We start from the raw sequence: 22,335 nt of genomic DNA on the forward strand, positions 1-22,335 counted from the left end.
AGTTTATATCTAAAATTAAATTAATCACACTTATGGAAAATGACAAAGCACCTGCAAAAAAGACGATGATAAACTATGGAGTCATTCTTGGAATCTTATCTACCGCATTAGGAGTTCTTATATATATAATGGATGGGTATACCGAACCAAACTGGATACATAATGTTATTGGCATAGCTATCTTAATTGGGGTTATTATTTATGGAATAAAAGCATATAAAACTGTAAATGCTGGTTTTCTTAATCTAACTGAAGCATTAAAAGTGGGTATTGGCATTGCTCTAATCGGTGGTATTATATATGTTTTATGGATTCTTATTTTAATGATTTTAGTAGAACCAGACATTATTAGTCAAATTAACGAGTTGCAAAGAGCACAGACAATCGAGCAATATCCAGATATGTCTGAAGAACAATTAAATCAAACTTTGGAAATTGCAAAAAAGTTCACAACTCCATACATGATTGCCGCAATCGCATTAATAGGAAACCTATTCTTTGGGTTTATTATTTCTTTGATTGGTGGTCTTATCATGCAAAAAAAACAAGAGTTACATTAATATATGAATATATCTGTAGTCATACCACTGCTTAATGAGCAGGAATCTCTAAATGAATTATATGATTGGATTGCAAAAGTTATGCAATCCAATTCTTTTTCTTATGAAATTATCTTTATTGATGATGGTAGTACAGATGATTCATGGAATACCATACAACAACTATCGCAAAAAGATGATCAGGTAAAAGGAATTCGTTTTCTTAAAAATTACGGGAAATCACAAGCTTTACATGCAGGATTTGAAGCTGCACATGCAGAAGTAATCATTACAATGGATGCAGATTTACAGGATAATCCCGAAGAAATTCCTGAACTGTATAATCTTATCATGAAAGAAGGTTATGATCTAGTTTCTGGATGGAAAAAGAAACGGTACGACTCTGTTATAGCCAAAAACCTACCTTCAAAATTATTTAATGCTGCAGCAAGAAAAACTTCTGGAGTAAAATTAAATGATTTCAACTGTGGATTAAAAGCATATAAAAATGTGGTTGTAAAAAACATAGATGTTCACGGTGAGATGCATCGATACATTCCTGTACTAGCCAAAAATGCAGGTTTTTCAAAAATTGGAGAAAAAGTAGTACTACACCAAGCCAGAAAATACGGGAAAACTAAATTTGGAATGAGCCGTTTTATCAACGGATTCCTTGATTTAGTAACCATTTGGTTTATGTCTAGATTTGCCAAAAGACCCATGCATTTTTTTGGTCTTATTGGTACGTTACTGTTTATAATTGGATTCTGTCTCTCTCTATACTTAGGAATAGACAAACTCTTTATAGAAACAAAAGGTCGACTAATTGCACAACGCCCTGAATTTTATATCGCCTTAACATCCATGATTTTAGGTACTCAATTTTTTCTAGCAGGTTTTTTAGGTGAAATAATTTTGACCGCTAAAAGAAGTAAAGAAAGATATAATGTTGCAGAAAAAATACATTTGCAATAACAATATAATCATGCATTTACTAAAATAAAATCTATTTTTGTAGCATATAACCACTTTGATTTTTTTCTTTTTTATAAATTAAAGTAAAAATTTACAATACATATAATAAGTATAACCACCTATAATATGTAATCAAGTATTGTTTACCAACTTTTCAAAACTTTTTAACCAAATTAAATAGTATTTTTGTCATAAAATTACCAGCCATGCAAATCACAGAATCCGTTATAAACACAAGAGTTCAAGAATGGTTAACTCCTTTTTTTGATACTTCTACCCAACAAGAAATCCAAAACCTTCAGAATAATCCTGAAGAGTTAAAAGAAAGTTTTTATAAAGATTTAGAGTTTGGTACTGGTGGAATGCGTGGTGTTATGGGAGTAGGCACCAACAGAATTAATAAATATACACTAGGAAAAAGCACCCAAGGATTAAGTAATTATTTGATCAAACAATTTCCTGGAGAGCAACCAAAAGCAGTGATTGCTTATGATTGCCGTAACAATAGTGATACTCTTGCACAAATTGTAGCTGATGTATTTTCAGCCAACGGAGTCAAAGTATATTTATTCTCAAGCCTAAGACCAACTCCCGAATTATCTTTTGCCGTAAGAGAATTAGGTTGTCATTGTGGTATTGTATTAACTGCTAGTCATAACCCTCCAGAGTATAATGGATATAAAGTCTATTGGCAAGATGGTGGACAGTTAGTTCCCCCACAAGATCGTGAGATTATTAATGAGATAAATTCATTAAAATATTCTGACATTCAATTTACCGCCAACACAGAATTAATACAAAAAATCGATCATGAAATCGATACTATTTTCATCAATAAAAGCGTACAAAACGGAAGCTTTGTAGCTACTCAAGAAGCAAAAGACAATACAACAATTGTTTTCACTTCTTTGCACGGTACTTCTATTACTGCAGTCCCAGAAACTCTAAAAAAAGCTGGATACAAAAATGTACATATTGTAAAGGAACAAGCAGAACCAGATGGTAACTTCCCTACAGTAGTATCCCCAAACCCAGAAGAGCCAGAAGCTTTGACTATGGCTATGAAACTTGCCGAAGATGTTAAAGCGGATATTGTAATTGGTACAGATCCTGATTGTGATCGTTTAGGGATTGCCATTAGAAATGACAAAAATGAACTACAGTTATTAAATGGAAATCAAACCATGATCGTAATGACATGGTTTCTTTTGGAAAACTATAAAAAACAACAAGACTTCATTGGTAACGAATATATTGCTTCTACTATTGTATCAACCCCAATGATGCAAAATCTGGCCTCTTCATATGAAGTAGAATACAAAGAAGTTTTAACAGGTTTTAAATGGATTGCAAAATTAATCAAGGACTATCCTGATAAAAATTTTATTGGAGGTGGAGAAGAAAGTTTTGGGTTTATGGTAGGCGATTTTGTTAGAGATAAAGATGCAGTCACATCTACTTTATTAGCTTGCGAGATAGTAGCCGCAACAAAAGCAACTGGTAGCTCCTTCTACGCTACGTTACTAGAATTATATACAAAATATGGTTTCTATAAAGAAAACCTGGTCTCTCTAGTAAAGAAAGGAATTGACGGTGCCGCAGAAATTAAGCAAACCATGATCGACCTTAGAAATAATCCACCAGAATACATCAATAACGAAAAAGTGGTTTTGATTGAAGATTATCAGACAGGTATTACCAAAAATATACTAGATAATACCGAAACTACTATAGAAATACCAACATCAAACGTATTGATATTTTACACAGAAGCAGGAAGCAAAATTGCGGCAAGACCCAGCGGTACTGAACCAAAAATAAAATTCTATATCAGTGTACAAGAATCTCTTGATTCAGTTACAAATTTTGACATAACACAACAACAATTAGATAGTAAAATTAATGCTATCAAAAAAGACCTAAAATTAATCTAATTCGCAGTATTAACTGTTCAGCCTATTTTTAATGAACTATTTTAAACAAATTCTTCGCTTTGCGAAACCATATAAGATATACGCTATATTAAATGTTTTCTCAAATATTTTATATGCTTTATTCGGAACCCTTGCCATGGTTTCTTTATTTCCAATGCTAAATGTCTTATTTGGCCAAACAAAAAAATTAAGAGTAAAACCTAAATGGGAAGGTCTTCTAGAAGCTCGCGAATATGGTGAAAATTACCTGAATTATTTTGTAACGCAAAAAGCAGACGAAGGCAGCCAAGATGTATTAATTTTTATGGTTATCCTTGTAGTATGCATGTTTCTTTTAAAGAATATTTTTGGGTATTTAGCTATGTATTTTATTACATTTCTTAGAAATGGTGTTCTAAAAGATATTCGTAATGAATTGTACCAAAAAACAGTAGCGCTTCCTCTATCCTATTTTTCAGAAAAAAGGAAAGGAGATACAATGGCTAGAATATCTACAGATGTTCTAGAAATACAACATTCTTTCTTATCCATTCTAGAATTAATTGTAAGAGAACCTTTAAGTATTGTATTTGCAATAGGTGCTATGCTACTTATAAGTCCAAAACTTACTTTATTTGTATTTGTTTTTATCCCTATATCAGGTTTTTTAATCTCTTTGATTGGTAAAACACTAAAAAAACATTCTGATAAAGTACAACAAGAACAAGGTTTTTTCTTATCTATTGTTGAAGAAACTCTAGGTGGATTAAAGGTTATAAAAGGATTTAATGCTGAAAAGGTTTTTGGTAAAAAATTTCAACAATCAACTTCTAGATTTTACACATATTCTAACAAATTGCTTAACCGTCAAAACCTTGCATCTCCTACTAGTGAGTTTCTTGGTATCACTACTATATCAGTTTTATTATGGTATGGAGGTCAAATGGTACTCGTTGAAAAAACCTTGGAGCCTAGTCTTTTTCTCATCTACATGGGATTAGCTTATCAAATTTTAACACCCGCAAAAGCAATATCAAAAGCTAGTTATGGCGTAAAAAGAGGAAACGCTGCTGCAGAGCGCGTATTAGAAATACTAAACTCTACATCTCCTTTACAAGATAAACCTAATGCACAAGAGAAAAAAGAGTTTACCTCAGAAATCATGATAGACAATATGTCTTTTAAATATGAAGATGAGTATGTTTTAAAAGATTTTTCTTTAAAAGTACCAAAAGGTAGTTCTGTTGCATTAGTGGGGCAATCTGGGAGTGGTAAATCAACAATTGCTAATCTAGTAACTCGTTTTTACGATGTAAATAAAGGTAGTATTAAAATAGATAACGTTGATATCAGAGACCTTACCAAAACTTCATTAAGAAATTTAATGGGATTAGTTACTCAGGACTCAATACTATTTAATGACACCATTAAGAACAATTTATTAGTAGGTGATCAAAAAGCATCTGATGAAGAAATTATTAATGCTTTAAAAATTGCAAATGCTTGGGAGTTTGTAAAAGATTTACCCACTGGTATTGAAACAAATATAGGTGATAGTGGAAATAAACTAAGTGGTGGGCAAAAACAACGACTATCTATCGCAAGAGCTGTATTAAAAAACCCTCCTATCATGATTTTGGATGAGGCTACCTCTGCATTAGATACAGAAAGCGAAAGACTGGTTCAATCTGCATTAGAGAATATGATGAAAAATAGAACAAGTATTGTAATTGCCCATAGGTTATCTACTATACAAAATTCAGATTTAATCGTTGTAATGCAAAAAGGTAAAATTGTAGAGCAAGGGACTCATAACGAGCTTATTTCTAAACATGGTGTTTATGAAAAATTAGTAAACATGCAATCATTAGAATAACTTAATCTCTCTAATAACCAATAATATACAAAAGAAAAAAGAGTGCTCTCGCACTCTTTTTCTTCACACAAATCATCTTAATTTAGGGGCTTACTCTAAAATTAAAACTCACTCTTATAAAAATCTTTCATCTTGGGGGAAATGAAAGAATCAACTTTCTTATTATGAGATAAATATACATCAAAAAAACAAGGCCAACAAACAAAAACAGTATTTTATCTTAAAAATTAACATTTTATCTATTTAAAAACACAAAACACTTTAATTTTGTAGTCCATATCCTACTTTTAAAATATTCCTCATTTTGTAACAAATAATCATATAAAATAAAAAAGAGTGCTCTCGCACTCTTTCTCTTCACACAAATCATCTTAATTTAGGGGCTTACTCTAAAATTAAAACTCAACTTTTATAAAAATCTTTCATCTTGGGGAAAATGAAAGAACTCATTCATTATTACACTGTAAATATACAACTTATTATTAAAAAACCAAACAAAAAATGCTTTTTATCTAATTATTATGTTTTTAAACTTTTTAAATATCTACATTATGTAAGTAAATACTTACATAATGTAGTATGAAATATATTTATTACCAAACAAAAAAAGAGTGCTCTCGCACTCTTTCTCTTCACACAAATCATCTTAATTTAGGGGCTTACTCTAAAATTAAAACTCACTTTTATAAAAATCTTTCATCTTGGGGAGAATGAAAGAACTCAATCATTATTACACTGTAAAGATACTCTATATTTTCATTTCACCAAACTTTTTTAGCTTTTTATCTATTAAAACAAGCAAAAACATTGGTTTTTAACATTTATTCCTACAAATTCCTACAAATAACTAAATTAAAAATCCACTTTAGAGATAAGTATTTGGCAATTAAATGCTCTATACACATTAAACCTTTTTTATGTACTTTAGTCTTAATAACATCAAAACAAACTAATGAAGCTATAAATAAAACCCATTGTACCTTTGGATACTCAGGAAGAAAAAAATCTACTTATTGCATTACAAACAAAAAAGGATATAAATGCTGATTTTGCAAAACTTGTTGCTCTATATCAACAACGTCTCTATTGGCACATAAGAAATATGGTTAAAAATCATGAGGATACTGATGATATACTGCAAAATGTATTTATTAAGGTATATAAGAATATTAAAAAATTTAAAGGTGATAGCAAACTATATTCCTGGTTATATCGCATTGCAACAAACGAATCAATAACGTTTCTTAATCAACGTGCAAAAAAATATAAAATAAGTAATGAAGAACTAAGTATCCAATTGATTCAAAACCTTGAAGCAGATGTTTATTATGATGGGGATCAAATGCAATTAAAATTACAAAAGGCAATTGCAACTTTACCACAAAAGCAACAACAGGTATTTAATATGAAATATTTTCAAGAACTAAAATATAAAGAAATATCAGAAATATTAGAAACCAGTGAAGGTGCCTTAAAAGCATCTTATCATCATGCTACAAAAAAAATTGAAGCATTCTTAAAAAGTGATTAAACCTTTTCTCAAAAACAAAGTCATATAATTAGTGGAAAAAAATAATTTACATACTAACAATGGTTTTAAAGTACCAGAAAACTATTTTGAGAGTTTTACAAATAAGCTCTCAGAAAAAGTATCAAGTACCAATAATCAAAACACACCTACCCTATCTGATAAAAAAGATACAGGTTTTAAAGTACCCAAAGAATACTTTACCACTCTAGAAGGTAGCATACAACAAAAATTAAGTACCAATAAATCTAAAGGAAAAATAATCTCTCTGGTACACAGAAAAAATATCTTATATATTTCTGGTATCGCAGCAATGATCACTTTGATATTAACTATATCAATACAGAAAAAATCAGAATTTGATTTTGATGATATAAAAGTTACTGATGTTCATACTTATTTTAGTGAAGAAAACATTGAATTAACTAATACAGAAATAGCTTCTTTATTAGGAGAAGATATAAATTATACCGAAGTATTTGAAGATGAATTAATAAATGATGATACATTATTAGAATACCTTTCTGAAGAAAATTTGGATGACGAAATTATATTTGTAGAATAAATAAGGATCATATATGATCAAAATATATAGATACATGAAAAAAATAGGATTACTTCTTTGCTTTATTTTTATTACTATTTGTGCTGTTGCTCAAAACGGACCAAGAGAAAGAATTAAAGCTCTTAAAATTGCATATATAACAGAAAAACTAGATTTAAGCAGTAAAGAAGCACAGTTCTTCTGGCCTATATACAATGCACATGAAGAAACTATAGGAAAATTAAGACGTAAAGAGCGTAGATTAATAAAAAGCATAAAAGAAGCTAATAACAATAATAGCCTAAGTGATAAAATTGCTGGAGATTATATAAGTAATTTTCTTGAAATAGAAGATCAAAAGTCACAAGCTCGCAAAAAATTAATCCCTGATCTTAAAAAGGTGTTACCTAATAATAAAATTCTAAAGCTTATAGAAGCCCAAGCTGATTTTCATAAACGTATGTTAGCTAAAATAAAAGAACGAAGAAAAAAACAACATTGATAGAGAGTTTTATAAAAAGACAACCTCTTTTTATTTAAACGTTAACTTTGCAATTCTTCCTTTACCCCCAGCTATAGCAATACTATCATTTAAAAAACGTACTATATAAAATCCTTCTTTACTTATCTCTTTCCAATGTTTTCCAAAATCATTAGAAATAGAGATTCCTGTAAAACCAACAGCTATCATTTCTTTACCACCACTATTAGGCACATATCTAATACAGCTTTTATATCCAGGCCCACTAGCATCAGAAACTAACTGCCACGTTTTCCCACCGTTTTTGGTAATCGCTTTATTAGCTTTATTTTGAGTTGGCTTTGTATAATCCCCTCCAAAAACAATCCCGTTATAGTCATCATAAAAATCAATAGAATACGCTCCTGTAGTTTCTTTACCATCAATAAGAGGTGTATCAAAGACTTCCCAAGTAGTTCCTTTATCAGGTGAATAAAAAACTCTGGATTGTATTCCTCCAGATACTATCCAAGTTTTATTATCAACAATTGCAATATTACCATTACTCGCTGCAAAAGCCGCCTCTCCTGCTACAGTTTTAGGCAAATCATCACAAGAAAGTTTTTTCCAGCTTTCTCCTCTATCTCTAGTAATAAGAATAGACAAACAATCTTCTGTAGGATCTCCCATTGCAATACCTTCATTAGAATTCCAAAATGCAATCGCATCATAGAATACTTTTTTATGAGTCTCTATATAAACAATTTTCTCCTTATTATTTATTCTATCTATTTTCCGCAACCTTGCAGGAGATCCCACTCCTAAGCTAAAAAAAGCCTCATCCGTAAATCCAACAGCTCGTTGTTCTGTAATCCAGTTCTTTTTAGAACCAGTTGTATCATTTATTTTAAACTCTCTTAAAATTGTTTTTTGAGTATCCATATTTATGAATCCATATCCTTTATCAAAACCAAAACCGATCAATGAATCATTAAAGATATCCAACGCCCTTATACTCAAAGAATCGTCTAAAACAACATCTATTAACACACTAGAAAAACCATGAGTCACAATTTCTTTTTTAGTTTTAGCACCACAAGCTATAAACAACCAAACGAATGCTACTATGCAAATAAATCTCATAAACAATAATTATATTTCAAATATAATGGTATTTGATAACAAAGGTCTACCTTTGCACACCTTAAAAAAGAATACAATGCGTTTACATAGAAATCTTGTCTTTGCCGTTATAGATGGATTGCACGAAATATTTAATGAAGGAGCATATGCAGATAAAATTGTGCAAAAATTATTAAAACGAGATAAAAGATGGGGTTCTCGAGATCGTAGCTTTATTGCAGAAACGGTTTATGAAATTGTTAGATGGAAACGCTTGTATGCAGAAATTGCCGAAGTAAAAGAACCTTTTTCTAGAGAAAACTTATGGCGGATTTTTGCAGTTTGGGCAACACTAAGAGGTATTTCTTTACCCGATTGGAAACAGATTGCTCCCACTCCTACCAGACGTATCAAAGGACGTTTTGATGAACTAAGCAAAATAAGAAAGTTTAAAGAGTCTATTCCTGATTGGATTGATGAATTAGGAGAACAAGAATTAGGAAAGCAATGGAGCAAAGAAATTACAGCGCTTAATGAGCAAGCACCAGTAATTCTTAGAGCAAATACCTTAAAAATATCACGAGATAAATTAAGAAGTATACTCGAAGACGAAAACATTGATACAGAATTTATCAAAGGATACCCCGATGCACTTCGTCTTATAGAAAGAGCCAATGTATTTAGTACAGAAGCATTCAAAAAAGGTTTTTTTGAAGTTCAAGATGCTTCATCTCAATTAGTTGCTAATTTCATAGACGCACAACCAGGACAACGTATCATAGACACCTGCGCAGGCGCAGGAGGAAAAAGCTTACACCTAGCTGCCTTAATGCAAAATAAAGGACAAATAGTTTCTATGGATATTTATGGCAATAAACTCAAAGAGCTCAAAAGAAGAGCCCGTAGAGGGGGTGCCCATAATATTGAAACTAGAGTTATTGAGAGCACAAAGGATATTAAAAAGCTATACGGCAAAGCAGATCGAGTACTTATCGACGCCCCATGTAGTGGTCTAGGAGTTTTAAGAAGAAATCCTGATGCCAAATGGAAATTACAACCTGAATTCTTAGATAAAATCAGAACTACCCAAGCAGAAATATTAGAAAGTTATTCCAAGATGGTAAAACCAGGAGGAAAACTAGTGTATGCTACCTGCTCTATTCTACCTTCTGAAAATCAAAATCAAGTAAAAAACTTCCTTTCTAAAGAGATAGGAAGTGATTTTATGATGATCAAAGACAAAAAGGTACTAGCTCACCAATCTGGTTATGATGGATTTTATATGGCATTATTAGAAAGAAAATCATAATACTAAAAAAACACCTTTTACCACTTATTAAGAATCAATATTTTCACTGAAAACAGGGAGGTTAAATCTATAATAATGATTGAATTTTGAGTTCACAAACAAAAATCTCAAAACTTCAATTTTTATCAATGACACCAAAAACAAAACTAATTAACCCTCAGATGATTATATGGTTAATCATTCAACTATCAATTGTCCTATTCACAATAAGTTCCAACGATCAAGATGCCTTAATCTTCTTCTGGATAACCCTTCCTTTTCTAATACTCAACAGTATAGGAATTATTATTATTTTATTAGGTAAACCCAAAATAGGAAGTACTTTATTCCTAATCGGAAGCATCATTTTTGTTCCTATCGGTTTGATTGGGGCAATAGGTGCTAAAAAAATACTAAACAAAATAAAGGAAGATCAATTTTTAGAAACACTTTAAACATGAAACCAACAAAAGAATTCTTTTTAAGTAAAAAAATAGCCAATCAAAATTTCTATATGGGGATAACTGCCCTAGTAATAGGTGTAATCTTCTTATTTTTAATTGGTAACGCAACATTATTTGGGATAGGTATCTTATTTACAACAATGGGAATCCTAAACAAAAATTTAAAAATAATAAAGCTTTACCCACAATATCTAGAAATAAAACTAGGTATAATAGCCTCAAAAAAATTAATTAAATACGACCAAATCGTAGGTTTTTCTGCTGAAAACAAAAAAATGATAATAAACTACAATACAGAAAATAACGGATCTAAAAAAGTTAAATTTCTAGTTAAGGCATTAGAAAAAGAAGCCATTATAGAATTAGATAACGAACTAAAGCAAAAAACAGATTTAGAAGCTATTCATACATTTATTCAAACAGATACAAAACAGTAACTCTCTTATTAGTGTATCACCAACCGTTGTGCATTTTGATATTTTTGAGCTCTAAATATGGCTTCTCCTTAAGAAGAAGTATATCGAGAATAGTTTTATACTAGTATTAATATCAAAATGCACAGCGAGTTATTATTTATTACTCATTATTATAACGATCAAAACTCTCAACTCAAAAGACTATTATAGAGCAACCAAGTTGTTTTTTATGTAATTCTTTTTAGTATTATTTATTATTGTTCAAAATTCAGTGAATAACTAGCATGATTCTCTTTTTGTTTTATACCATACTTTTGTAATAAAATAGTAAATTTGCGGCTTACTAAAAATCAAATAATCGAAGCATGATCCATTTCTTCGGAAACCCAAAAGAGAAAGTCTTTGCAATTCAAGTAAACAAAGAAATCTCCTCATCAACTGTAAAAAAATTAAGTTGGTTATTTGGCGACCAACCCCAATTATCTGCGGCGTCTATTGACGCTTTTTTTGTTGGTCCGCGTGCCGCAATGATTACTCCTTGGAGTACCAATGCTGTAGAAATTACCCAAAATATGGGAGTCGAAGGAATCATCAGGATCGAAGAGTTTCAAGCAGTATCAAAAGATTTTACTGACTTTGACCCTATGCTTGCTCAAAAATATGAACGATTAGATCAAGATATTTATACTATCAATATTTTACCAGAATCTATTATAGATATTGATGATATTGCTGCATATAATACTGCAGAAGGTTTAGCTCTTAATAATGAAGAGATTGAATATCTAGAGAATGTAAGTAAAAAAATAGGTCGAAAACTTACTGACTCAGAGGTTTTTGGATTTTCTCAAGTAAATTCAGAACATTGTCGCCATAAAATATTCAATGGTACTTTTGTAATAGATGGAAAAGAACAACCTTCCTCTCTTTTTAAATTAATAAAAAAGACATCAGAAACACACCCTAATGATATTGTTTCTGCATATAAAGATAATGTAGCCTTTATAAAAGGTCCAAAAGTAACCCAGTTTGCTCCAAAAACAGCAGACAAACCAGATTTCTATCAAGAAACTGAATTTAATAGTGTGATTTCTCTTAAAGCTGAAACTCATAATTTTCCTACAACAGTAGAACCATTCAATGGTGCTGCAACAGGTTCTGGAGGAGAAATCAGAGATCGTCTAGCAGGAGGAAAAGGATCTTTACCCCTTGCAGGAACAGCCGTTTATATGACTTCTTACTCTCGATTAGAAAATAATCGTTCTTGGGAAAAAGCTATGACAGAAAGAGATTGGCTATACCAAACCCCTGTAGATATTTTGATAAAAGCATCTAATGGAGCTTCTGATTTTGGTAATAAATTCGGCCAACCATTAATCACTGGATCTGTACTTACTTTTGAACATGAAGAAGGAACTCGTAAACTTGGTTTTGATAAAGTAATCATGCAAGCAGGTGGTATCGGGTATGGCAAAGCAGAGCAAGCAATCAAAGCTACACCAGAAAAAGGAGATAAAATTGTAATCCTAGGTGGAGAGAATTATAGAATCGGTATGGGAGGTGCTGCAGTATCCTCTGCAGATACAGGAGAGTTTAGTAGTGGTATTGAACTAAATGCCATACAACGCTCTAACCCAGAAATGCAAAAACGTGCTGCCAATGCAATTCGCGGAATGGTAGAAAGTGAAGAAAATACGATTGTTTCTATTCATGATCATGGTGCAGGAGGCCATCTAAACTGTCTTTCTGAACTTGTTGAAGAAACAGGAGGAAAAATTGATCTTGATACATTACCTGTTGGGGACCCTACTCTATCAGCAAAAGAAATTATAGGTAATGAGTCTCAAGAAAGAATGGGACTTGTAATCGGACAAAAAAATATAGACACCCTACAACGTATTGCAGAACGTGAGCGTTCGCCAATGTATGAAGTAGGTGATGTTACTGGTGATCATCGCTTTTCTTTTGAGTCTAAGACCAAAGGAGACACTCCTATGAATCTTGCATTAGAAGATATGTTTGGTAGTTCTCCTAAAACAATCATGACCGATAAAACTATTGATCGCACCTATAAAGAAGTTTCATACAATACAGATAATTTTGCTAACTATCTAAATCAAGTATTACAACTAGAAGCTGTTGCTTGTAAAGATTGGTTAACCAACAAAGTAGATCGTTGTGTTGGCGGAAAAGTTGCAAAACAACAATGTGCAGGACCGTTACAATTACCCTTAAATAATTGCGGTGTAATGGCATTGGATTATAATGGTAAAGAGGGGATTGCAACCAGTATTGGGCACTCTCCTATTTCTGGTCTTGTAGACCCCGAAGCAGGTAGTAAAAATTCAATTGCAGAAGCATTAACCAATATTATTTGGGCGCCACTCAAAGATGGATTACAATCCATCTCTTTATCAGCCAATTGGATGTGGCCTTGTAAAAATGAAGGAGAAGACGCAAGGTTATATAAAGCAGTAAAGGCAATATCAGATTTTTCTATTGATCTAGGAATCAATGTTCCAACTGGAAAAGATTCGCTATCAATGAAACAAAAATATCCAAACGAAGAAGTAATTGCTCCTGGTACTGTAGTTATATCTGCAGCCGCAAATTGTAATGATATTACCAAGGTCATCGAGCCTGTATTACAAAAAAATGAAGGAGACATCTACTATATCAACCTTTCTGGTGATCAACATCAATTAGGAGGATCCTCATTTGCACAAACCCAAAATACTATTGGCTCTGAAGCTCCTAGTATTAACAATCCTGCTTTCTTTAAGAAAACATTCAATACCATTCAAAATTTAATTAGAGAAGGTAAAATTGTAGCAGGTCATGATATAGCATCAGGAGGTTTTATTACAACACTACTCGAGTTGTGCTTTGCAGATGTAAATCTTGGTGCAACACTAGACCTTACTTCTATTTCTGAAATAGACTCTATAAAATTATTATTTTCAGAAAATTCTGGAATCGTTTTTCAAAGCGCTTCAAATTCAGATATAGAAACCATCCTTTCTGAAAATGGTATTCCATTTTTTAATATAGGAACAGTAACAGAACAAGCTACAGTAACTATCAAAAATCATAACGATTCTTTTGAACTTAACATAGAAGAGTTAAGAAATACATGGTACAAAACATCATTCTTATTAGATCAAAAACAAACTGCTAATAATCTGGCAGAAGATCGATATAAGAACTATGCAAATCAACCACTGCAATACACATTTCCTAATCATTTTACAGGAAAAATACCTGTAACTGACACATCAAAATCAAAACCAAAAGCAGCTATCATACGCGAAAAAGGAAGTAATTCTGAACGCGAAATGGCAAATGCAATGTACCTAGCTGGATTTGATGTAAAAGATGTACACATGACAGATCTGATTTCTGGTAGAGAAACATTAGAAGATATTCAGTTTATTGGAGCAGTAGGAGGTTTTTCTAATAGCGATGTTCTTGGTTCTGCCAAAGGATGGGCTGGAGCTTTTTTATATAACGAAAAAGCCAATACAGCCTTACAAAACTTCTTTAAAAGAGAAGACACTCTTTCTGTAGGTATCTGTAACGGTTGTCAACTTTTTATGGAACTAGAGGTAATCAACCCTGAACATAAAACACATGGTAAATTAATCCATAATGATTCTCATAAACATGAGAGTAACTTTACCTCTGTTACTATTCAGGATAACAACTCTATAATGCTATCTACACTTGCAGGAAGTACACTTGGTGTATGGATTTCTCATGGAGAAGGAAAGTTCAACCTACCACTTGATGAAAATCAATATAATATCGTTGCAAAATACGGGTATGACCAATACCCAGCAAATCCAAACGGCTCTGATTATAATACAGCAATGCTTACTGACAAAACAGGACGTCATCTAGTAATGATGCCACATATAGAACGTTCTATATTTCAATGGAATTGGGCTCACTACCCTCAAGAAAGACAAGATCAAGTCTCTCCTTGGGCAGAAGCCTTTGTAAATGCTAGAAAATGGCTAGAAGAAAAAGCTTCTAAATAAGTAATCAATATTGCTAAAGAATGATACGAGCGGGGATTTATCCCGCTCGTTTTTTTTATATAAGAAATTCTTTTACCACATTATTGACATCCAAAACTTGTGTTATACCAGTTATACTTTGAATTTTCTGTAAAAAGAAAACCAGCTATTTTTTGTTTATGCAACGAAGAAAAAGTTAGCATAGCTATAAATACGGTTAATTTTTATTCTGAAGCATAGGCGAAAAAGAGAATTTTATTGCGGTAAATTCAAAGTGTAAATGGTATTATTCTTTTTTTGATTAAAAAAAGGACTAGAGAACCATTACATCTATAATAAATTTCATTTATTTTTTTCCCTACAAAACACTGATTGTATGCGTTATTATTACAAACACCATCAAAATGTTCACTATTTTTTACAGAATTAACACTTTAAAGCTCGTTTTTTTATATCTTGGAGTTGTGTATTATCAGATTTTTTATAATTTGCAAAACTATGCACGCATAATAGTTTTTTTTAAAACTCTCAAAAAAATAATGTATGTAAATACGTTTATTACTATTTTTATATAATAGTAGTTTATAATATCAAGAGTACAAGGAGCTATTATAAATATTTTAAAACAACATATGACGACAATTACCAGACTATTTGATTTTCCACATCATCAACTAAAAAAATTTAATTTAGACAAAGCTCTAGTTACCAAGTATAATGGGAAATGGGTAGCTACCTCTACCAAAGAATATGTAGACAAAGCAAACCAAATTAGCCGTGGTTTATTACGATTAGGTGTACAGCCGAATGATAAGATTGCGATCATATCCTCTAACAATAGAACCGAATGGAACATCACTGATATCGGTGTTCTTCAGATTGGAGCACAAGATGTTCCTATCTATCCAACAATTTCTCAAGAAGATTACCAGTATGTATTAAATCATTCTGAAGCTACATACTGTTTTGTATCTGATGATGAAGTATATCAAAAAGTAAAAAACATTAATGCCAATGTACCTTCATTAAAAGGAGTATACTCTTTTAATGACATAGATGGTTGTAAAAGCTGGAATGAAGTTCTCGAACTTGGTAAAGACGATAGTAATCAAGAGGAAGTAGAAAAAATAATGGCGTCTATACAAGAAGATGACTTAGCAACTCTTATCTACACCTCAGGAACGACAGGAAGACCTAAAGGAGTAATGCTTAGTCATAAAAATATTGTAAGTGATGCTCTTAATAGCTCTACCAGATTCCCTATTGTAGATGGAGACACAAAATCACTAAGTTTCTTACCCGTTTGTCATATATATGAGCGAATGTTAATATACTTATATCAATACCGTGGTGTGACTATCTATTTTGCAGAATCACTAGAAACCATCAGTGATAATCTTAAAGAGATACAGCCACATGTCATGACAGCAGTACCTAGATTACTAGAAAAAGTGTATGATAAGATCATTGCAAAAGGTACTGATTTGACAGGTGTAAAAAAGAAACTATTCTTTTGGGCTGTAGAGCTTGGTTTAGAATACAAACCATATGGAGCCAATGGCTGGTGGTATGAAAAAAAATTAGATGTTGCTAGAAAACTCATTTTCAGCAAATGGCAAGAAGCATTAGGAGGTAATTTAAAACTAATTGCATCTGGTAGTGCAGCATTACAACCAAGACTAGCCAGAATATTCAATGCTGCAGGAATTGGTGTTATGGAAGGTTATGGACTAACAGAAACTTCTCCTGTAATTTCTGTTAACGAAAAGGAAAATAATGGTTTCAAGATTGGAACCGTAGGTCGCTTAATTCCTAATACCGAAGTAAAAATAGCAGAAGATGGTGAAATTCTAGTAAAAGGCCCTCAGGTAATGCTAGGCTACTATAAAGATGAAGAAAAAACTAACGAAGTATTAAAAGACGGATACTTTCATACAGGTGATATTGGAGAAATTGATAGTGATGGTTTTTTACGGATCACAGATCGTAAAAAAGAAATGTTCAAAACATCTGGAGGTAAATATGTTGCTCCGCAACTTATTGAAAACACAATGAAGCAATCTCGCTTTATTGAGCAAATAATGGTTATAGGAGAAGGTGAAAAAATGCCAGCTGCCTTTATACAACCAAATTTTGAATTCCTAAAAGAATGGGCAGAACGTAAGAACTTACAAATTGGCAATTCTAATGAAGAAATAATTAGCCATCAAATTGTAATAGATCGTTATCAAAAAGAGATGGATCTACACAATCAAAAATTTGGTAAATGGGAACGAGTAAAACGTTTTGAACTTACACCAGAAGAATGGAGTATTGATGCAGGTCATCTTACCCCAACAATGAAACTCAGAAGAAAAATAATAAAAGAAAAATATAAAGAATTATACTCTAAAATTTATGGCTAATTCAATGAACTGATTACATCACAAAATGCGATAAGCTTTAACTGTTAATCAGTAAACTCCTCATTTTATGAGGAGTTTTTTTATTAATTCAATATAAAAATGTAAATTACGTTAAATTTTCCTGAAATTCTACTTTATTTATTATGCATGCATAATAAAATTCCTTACCTTTACATCACAATATCTATTTTAATGAGAGAAAAAACAATTGATTATGCCCTTAGAGCTACCTGGATGGCAGTTGCCAAGATGTACAATGAAGAAGCTAGCAAAAAGGGAAGTACCATGGCTACTGGATTCGCATTGCTAAGCATAGACCCAGAAAATGGTACTCCTTCTACCTCTTTGGGACCAAAAATGGGAATGGAAGCAACAAGTCTATCACGTACCTTGAAAACCATGGAGGAAAAAGGATTTATTTATAGAAAAAAGAATCCACAAGATGGGCGCGGTGTATTGATCTACCTTACTCCTTTTGGAATAGAAATGAGAGACTTCTCAAAAGAAGTTGTTTTCACCTTTGATAACACTGTAAAAAAACATGTATCAAAAGAAAAACTGGATATCTTTCTAGAAGTCTTTCAGACAATAAATGATCTTATAGCGTCCAAAAAAATTTACTCAAAACAAGAATCTATAAAACCTTAACAACCCGAAGTTATAAAATGAAAAGAATTATTAAAAAAGTTGCAGTGATCGGTTCAGGGATTATGGGATCCGGCATTGCTTGTCATTTTGCTAATATAGGTGTCGAAGTACTATTATTAGATATCGTTCCTCGAGAACTTAATGACAAAGAAAAAGCAAAAGGGCTTACCTTAGAAAATAAAGCAGTACGCAATCGATTAGTAAATGATTCACTAACTGCCGCCCTAAAATCGAAACCATCTCCTATCTACCATCAAAAATTTTCTAATAGAATTACAACAGGAAATTTAGAAGATGATATTGCAAAAGTTGCAGATGTAGACTGGATTATAGAAGTAGTTGTAGAAAGACTTGATATAAAAAAAATAGTCTTTGAAAACCTTGAAAAACACAGAACCCCAGGTACCTTAATTACTTCTAACACTTCAGGTATTCCTATTAAGTTTATGAACGAAGGAAGAAGTGAAGATTTCCAAAAACATTTTTGTGGAACACACTTTTTCAATCCAGCCCGTTATCTTAAATTATTTGAAATTATCCCTGGTCCTAACACCTCTCAGGAAGTTCTTGATTTCCTCAATGGTTATGGTGAACAATATTTAGGAAAAACATCTGTAATTGCAAAAGACACCCCAGCATTTATTGGGAATAGAATTGGAATTTTTAGCATTATGAGCTTGTTTCATATGGTAAAAGATATGGATTTAACTATAGAAGAAGTAGATAAGCTTACAGGACCCGTAATTGGTCGTCCTAAATCTGCAACTTTCCGTACCGTAGATGTTGTTGGTTTAGACACGCTAGTTCATGTAGCCAATGGTATTGCTGATAATTGTTCAGATGATGAACGCCATGAATTATTTAAACTTCCTGATTTCATTAATACCATGATGGAGAACAAATGGTTAGGAAGCAAAACTAAGCAAGGTTTTTATAAGAAGAATGTAAACGCCGATGGAAAAAAAGAAATTCTTTCTCTTGACCTAAATACTCTAGAATACAGAGGAAAGAAAAGAGCCTCCTTCCCTACTCTAGAAATGACCAAAACTATTGATAAGGTTGTAGATCGATTTAAGGTATTAGTCGCTGGTAAAGATAAAGCTGGTGAGTTCTATCGTAAAACCTTTGCTGCCTTATTTGCGTATGTATCTAATAGAATTCCAGAAATCACTGATGATTTATACAAAATAGACGATGCAATGAAAGCAGGTTTTGGATGGGAGCATGGTCCTTTTCAAATTTGGGATGCTATTGGTGTTGAAAAAGGAATCGAAATCATGAAAGCCGAAGGGTTAGTACCAGCAACATGGGTTAATGATATGATCGCTTCTGGAAATACTTCTTTCTATACCGTAAAAAATGGAGCAACATTTTTCTATGATATTCCTAAAAAAGAACAAATAAAAGTTCCTGGACAAGATGCTTTTATTATACTAGACAACATTCGTAAGTCTTCTGAAGTATTTAAAAATAGTGGTGTTGTAGTTGAAGATCTAGGAGATGGAATCCTAAATGTAGAATTCCAAAGTAAAATGAATACTATTGGAGGTGATGTATTAGCAGGACTAAATAAAGCTATTGATATTGCCGAGAAAGATTTTCAAGGATTAGTTGTTGGTAATCAAGCAGCAAATTTCTCTGTAGGAGCCAATATCGGGATGATCTTTATGATGGCTGTAGAACAAGAATACGATGAACTTAATATGGCTATTAAGTACTTTCAGGATTCTATGATGCGTATGCGTTATTCATCAATTCCAACAATAGCTGCTCCTCATGGTATGACCCTTGGTGGAGGATGCGAACTTTCTATGCATGCAGATAAGGTAGTTGCTGCCGCAGAAACATATATAGGACTCGTAGAATTTGGAGTAGGAGTTATCCCTGGTGGAGGTGGATCAAAAGAAATGGCACTAAGAGCATCAGACACATTCAAGAAAAATGATGTTGAGCTTAATGTGCTTCAAGAACACTTTTTAACCATTGGTATGGCAAAAGTATCTACCTCTGCTTATGAAGCATATGATCTTAATATACTACAAAAAGGAAAAGATATTGTGGTAGTAAATAAAGATCGCCAGATTGCTACAGCAAAAGCATATGCAAAACTAATAGCAGAACAAGGATATACACAATCACCCAAAAGAAAAGATATAAAAGTACTAGGTAAACAAGCCTTAGGAATGTTCTTAGTAGGAACTGATTCTATGGAAGCTAGTAAATATATTTCTGAACACGACAGAAAAATTGCTAATAAACTAGGTTATGTAATGGCAGGTGGAGATTTATCTGAACCTACTTTGGTTACAGAACAATATCTCCTGGACTTAGAACGAGAAGCTTTCTTGTCTCTATGTACAGAACGAAAAACCTTGGAACGAATAGAACATATGCTTAAAAAAGGAAAACCGTTACGTAATTAATTTACAGAAACTAGAGACTAGATGATCAGAGATTAGACAAATGGTAAGACATAATTTTAAAAAATTGAAAATTTGGCAACAAAGCATAAAATTAGTCAATGATAATTATGCTCTTACAAAAACTTTTCCTGAATCAGAAAGGTTCAATCTAATTAGTCAAATGAATAGATGTGCTGTTTCAATTCCTTCAAATATAGCAGAAGGGTCGAGTAAAAGCACAAATAGACATTTCAAAAAGTTTTTAGAAAACAGTTTAGGATCAGCTTTTGAGTGGGAAACTCAACTTATTGTCTCCTTAAATGAAAACTACTTGAGTAAAGAAAAGTTTGAAGAATTAGAAAATAAAATTTTACAAATACAGAAAATGATAGGTTCTTTTATGGATAATTTAAACGAGTAGAACATCTAGATTCTAATCTCTTTATTCTCTAAAGTCTTCATTTTTTTAAAATAAACACAGTAACTATGAGCAAAACAGCATATATAGTAAAAGCATACAGAACAGCCGTGGGAAAAGCGCCTCGCGGAGTGTTCAGGTTCAAAAGAACTGATGAACTGGCAGCAGAAACCATAGCACATATGATGAAAGAACTGCCACAATTAGACAAAACACGTATTGATGATGTTATTGTAGGTAATGCAATGCCAGAAGGATCTCAAGGGTTAAACATGGCACGCCTTATTTCATTAATGGGCCTTAACTCTGTTGATGTTCCTGGAGTAACCGTAAATAGATTTTGTTCTTCAGGAATCGAAACAATTGGTATTGCAACTGCCAAAATACAATCAGGAATGGCAGATTGTATTATTGCTGGGGGAGCAGAAAGTATGAGTTCTGTACCAATGACAGGGTACAAGACAGAACTTAATTATGACTTAGCCAAGTCTGGTCATGAAGATTATTATTGGGGAATGGGTAATACTGCAGAAGCAGTAGCGAATCAATTTAAAGTATCTCGTGAAGATCAAGATGAATTTGCTTATCATTCTCATATGAAAGCTCTAAAAGCACAGGCAGAAAATCGTTTTCAAGACCAAATAGTTCCTATTGATGTAGAACAGATATATGTTGATGAAAACGGAAAAAAAGCTACAAAATCTTATACCGTAACAAAAGATGAAGGTCCTCGTGCAGGTACTAATCAAGAAGCACTAGCAAGACTACGTCCTGTTTTTGCTGCCAACGGGAGTGTAACTGCAGGAAACTCTTCACAAATGAGTGATGGGGCTGCCTTTGTGATGGTAATGAGTGAGGAGATGGTCAAAGAACTTAATCTTGAGCCTATTGCCAGACTTGTAAATTATGCGGCAGCAGGTGTAGAACCAAGAATTATGGGTATTGGCCCCGTAAAAGCAATTCCAAAAGCACTAAAACAAGCTGGATTACATCAAAACGATGTAGAACTTATTGAACTTAATGAAGCTTTTGCCTCTCAATCCCTAGCAGTAGTTAGAGAATTAGGCCTTAATAAAGATATTGTAAATGTAAATGGAGGAGCTATCGCATTAGGTCACCCTCTTGGATGTACAGGAGCAAAGCTATCGGTACAGTTATTTGACGAAATGCGTAAACGTAACATGCAAGGTAAATATGGTATGGTTACCATGTGTGTAGGTACAGGACAGGGAGCTGCCGGTATCTTTGAATTTTTAAACTAATTAGAATTGAGATATGAGTACCACAAGAATTAATTTATCTCAGTACTCAACACTAA

Annotated in this window: 17 protein-coding genes; 16 read left to right on the top strand and 1 reads right to left on the bottom strand. The window is 32.5% G+C overall.

Annotated features, from left to right (window positions below):
• The first annotated feature begins 32 nt into the window (after positions 1–32).
• The 7 genes from DG508_RS19535 (at position 33) to DG508_RS19565 (ending at position 7,877) form a co-directional block, all read left to right on the top strand.
• A complete protein-coding gene (locus tag DG508_RS19535; RefSeq protein ID WP_108869875.1) occupies positions 33–560 on the top strand; it encodes a DUF4199 domain-containing protein in 528 nt (175 codons plus the stop codon).
• Positions 561–563: 3 nt separating this feature from the next.
• Positions 564–1,514, top strand: coding sequence for a glycosyltransferase family 2 protein (locus tag DG508_RS19540; RefSeq protein WP_108869877.1), 951 nt, complete (start codon positions 564–566; stop codon positions 1,512–1,514).
• Between the two features lie 206 nt (positions 1,515–1,720).
• Positions 1,721–3,448 carry a phospho-sugar mutase gene (locus DG508_RS19545; RefSeq protein ID WP_108869879.1) on the top strand — a complete coding sequence of 576 codons (1,728 nt, stop codon included), beginning with the start codon at positions 1,721–1,723 and terminating at the stop codon, positions 3,446–3,448.
• A gap of 31 nt (positions 3,449–3,479) precedes the next feature.
• Positions 3,480–5,303: an ABC transporter ATP-binding protein gene (locus DG508_RS19550; RefSeq protein ID WP_108869881.1), complete on the top strand. Its 1,824-nt coding sequence runs from the start codon at positions 3,480–3,482 to the stop codon at positions 5,301–5,303.
• Positions 5,304–6,315: 1,012 nt separating this feature from the next.
• Positions 6,316–6,834, top strand: a complete 519-nt coding sequence (locus DG508_RS19555) for an RNA polymerase sigma factor (protein WP_103864106.1) — start codon at positions 6,316–6,318, stop codon at positions 6,832–6,834.
• A 31-nt stretch (positions 6,835–6,865) separates the two neighbouring features.
• The gene (locus DG508_RS19560; protein ID WP_108869883.1) at positions 6,866–7,396 is read left to right on the top strand and encodes a hypothetical protein; all 531 of its coding nucleotides are present in this window, start codon (positions 6,866–6,868) and stop codon (positions 7,394–7,396) included.
• Between the two features lie 34 nt (positions 7,397–7,430).
• Complete coding sequence (locus tag DG508_RS19565; protein WP_159090938.1) at positions 7,431–7,877, top strand: sensor of ECF-type sigma factor; 447 nt, start codon at positions 7,431–7,433, stop codon at positions 7,875–7,877.
• Positions 7,878–7,907: 30 nt separating this feature from the next.
• Here the strand turns inward: DG508_RS19565 and DG508_RS19570 are convergent, their stop codons facing one another.
• Positions 7,908–8,978 carry a WD40/YVTN/BNR-like repeat-containing protein gene (locus DG508_RS19570; protein WP_108869887.1) on the bottom strand — a complete coding sequence of 357 codons (1,071 nt, stop codon included), beginning with the start codon at positions 8,976–8,978 and terminating at the stop codon, positions 7,908–7,910.
• 76 nt (positions 8,979–9,054) lie between these two features.
• Between DG508_RS19570 and DG508_RS19575 the strand changes: the two genes are divergently transcribed.
• The 9 genes from DG508_RS19575 (at position 9,055) to DG508_RS19615 (ending at position 22,279) form a co-directional block, all read left to right on the top strand.
• Positions 9,055–10,266 (top strand): RsmB/NOP family class I SAM-dependent RNA methyltransferase, encoded by a 1,212-nt coding sequence (locus DG508_RS19575; protein WP_108869991.1) that lies wholly within the window; start codon positions 9,055–9,057, stop codon positions 10,264–10,266.
• 128 nt (positions 10,267–10,394) lie between these two features.
• Positions 10,395–10,700 (top strand): hypothetical protein, encoded by a 306-nt coding sequence (locus DG508_RS19580; protein ID WP_103864078.1) that lies wholly within the window; start codon positions 10,395–10,397, stop codon positions 10,698–10,700.
• A gap of 2 nt (positions 10,701–10,702) precedes the next feature.
• Complete coding sequence (locus DG508_RS19585) at positions 10,703–11,146, top strand: hypothetical protein (RefSeq protein WP_108869889.1); 444 nt, start codon at positions 10,703–10,705, stop codon at positions 11,144–11,146.
• 344 nt (positions 11,147–11,490) lie between these two features.
• On the top strand, positions 11,491–15,165 hold the full coding sequence (gene purL / locus DG508_RS19590; protein ID WP_108869891.1) for a phosphoribosylformylglycinamidine synthase: 3,675 nt from the start codon (positions 11,491–11,493) through the stop codon (positions 15,163–15,165).
• A gap of 611 nt (positions 15,166–15,776) precedes the next feature.
• The gene (locus tag DG508_RS19595) at positions 15,777–17,549 is read left to right on the top strand and encodes an AMP-dependent synthetase/ligase (RefSeq protein ID WP_108869893.1); all 1,773 of its coding nucleotides are present in this window, start codon (positions 15,777–15,779) and stop codon (positions 17,547–17,549) included.
• 192 nt (positions 17,550–17,741) lie between these two features.
• On the top strand, positions 17,742–18,197 hold the full coding sequence (locus tag DG508_RS19600; protein ID WP_103864074.1) for a MarR family winged helix-turn-helix transcriptional regulator: 456 nt from the start codon (positions 17,742–17,744) through the stop codon (positions 18,195–18,197).
• Between the two features lie 17 nt (positions 18,198–18,214).
• Entirely contained in the window at positions 18,215–20,620 is a 2,406-nt protein-coding gene (locus DG508_RS19605; RefSeq protein ID WP_108869895.1) for a 3-hydroxyacyl-CoA dehydrogenase/enoyl-CoA hydratase family protein, read from the top strand.
• 64 nt (positions 20,621–20,684) lie between these two features.
• Complete coding sequence (locus DG508_RS19610) at positions 20,685–21,020, top strand: four helix bundle protein (RefSeq protein ID WP_416354255.1); 336 nt, start codon at positions 20,685–20,687, stop codon at positions 21,018–21,020.
• Positions 21,021–21,085: 65 nt separating this feature from the next.
• Positions 21,086–22,279: an acetyl-CoA C-acyltransferase gene (locus DG508_RS19615; protein WP_108869899.1), complete on the top strand. Its 1,194-nt coding sequence runs from the start codon at positions 21,086–21,088 to the stop codon at positions 22,277–22,279.
• Positions 22,280–22,335 lie beyond the last annotated feature (56 nt).

Origin of the sequence: Aquimarina aquimarini, from assembly GCF_900299535.1 — a bacterium.
Taxonomy (GTDB): Bacteria; Bacteroidota; Bacteroidia; order Flavobacteriales; family Flavobacteriaceae; genus Aquimarina; species Aquimarina aquimarini.

What these genes read in the sequence shown, in the direction of transcription:
- DG508_RS19535 (WP_108869875.1), top strand. Translation starts at nt 33, where the DNA reads ATGGAAAATGACAAAGCACCTGCAAAAAAGACGATGATAAACTATGGA.
- DG508_RS19540 (WP_108869877.1), top strand. Translation starts at nt 564, where the DNA reads ATGAATATATCTGTAGTCATACCACTGCTTAATGAGCAGGAATCTCTA.
- DG508_RS19545 (WP_108869879.1), top strand. Translation starts at nt 1,721, where the DNA reads ATGCAAATCACAGAATCCGTTATAAACACAAGAGTTCAAGAATGGTTA.
- DG508_RS19550 (WP_108869881.1), top strand. Translation starts at nt 3,480, where the DNA reads ATGAACTATTTTAAACAAATTCTTCGCTTTGCGAAACCATATAAGATA.
- DG508_RS19565 (WP_159090938.1), top strand. Translation starts at nt 7,431, where the DNA reads ATGAAAAAAATAGGATTACTTCTTTGCTTTATTTTTATTACTATTTGT.
- DG508_RS19570 (WP_108869887.1), bottom strand. Translation starts at nt 8,978, where the DNA reads ATGAGATTTATTTGCATAGTAGCATTCGTTTGGTTGTTTATAGCTTGT.
- DG508_RS19575 (WP_108869991.1), top strand. Translation starts at nt 9,055, where the DNA reads ATGCGTTTACATAGAAATCTTGTCTTTGCCGTTATAGATGGATTGCAC.
- DG508_RS19580 (WP_103864078.1), top strand. Translation starts at nt 10,395, where the DNA reads ATGACACCAAAAACAAAACTAATTAACCCTCAGATGATTATATGGTTA.
- DG508_RS19585 (WP_108869889.1), top strand. Translation starts at nt 10,703, where the DNA reads ATGAAACCAACAAAAGAATTCTTTTTAAGTAAAAAAATAGCCAATCAA.
- purL (WP_108869891.1), top strand. Translation starts at nt 11,491, where the DNA reads ATGATCCATTTCTTCGGAAACCCAAAAGAGAAAGTCTTTGCAATTCAA.
- DG508_RS19595 (WP_108869893.1), top strand. Translation starts at nt 15,777, where the DNA reads ATGACGACAATTACCAGACTATTTGATTTTCCACATCATCAACTAAAA.
- DG508_RS19600 (WP_103864074.1), top strand. Translation starts at nt 17,742, where the DNA reads ATGAGAGAAAAAACAATTGATTATGCCCTTAGAGCTACCTGGATGGCA.
- DG508_RS19605 (WP_108869895.1), top strand. Translation starts at nt 18,215, where the DNA reads ATGAAAAGAATTATTAAAAAAGTTGCAGTGATCGGTTCAGGGATTATG.
- DG508_RS19615 (WP_108869899.1), top strand. Translation starts at nt 21,086, where the DNA reads ATGAGCAAAACAGCATATATAGTAAAAGCATACAGAACAGCCGTGGGA.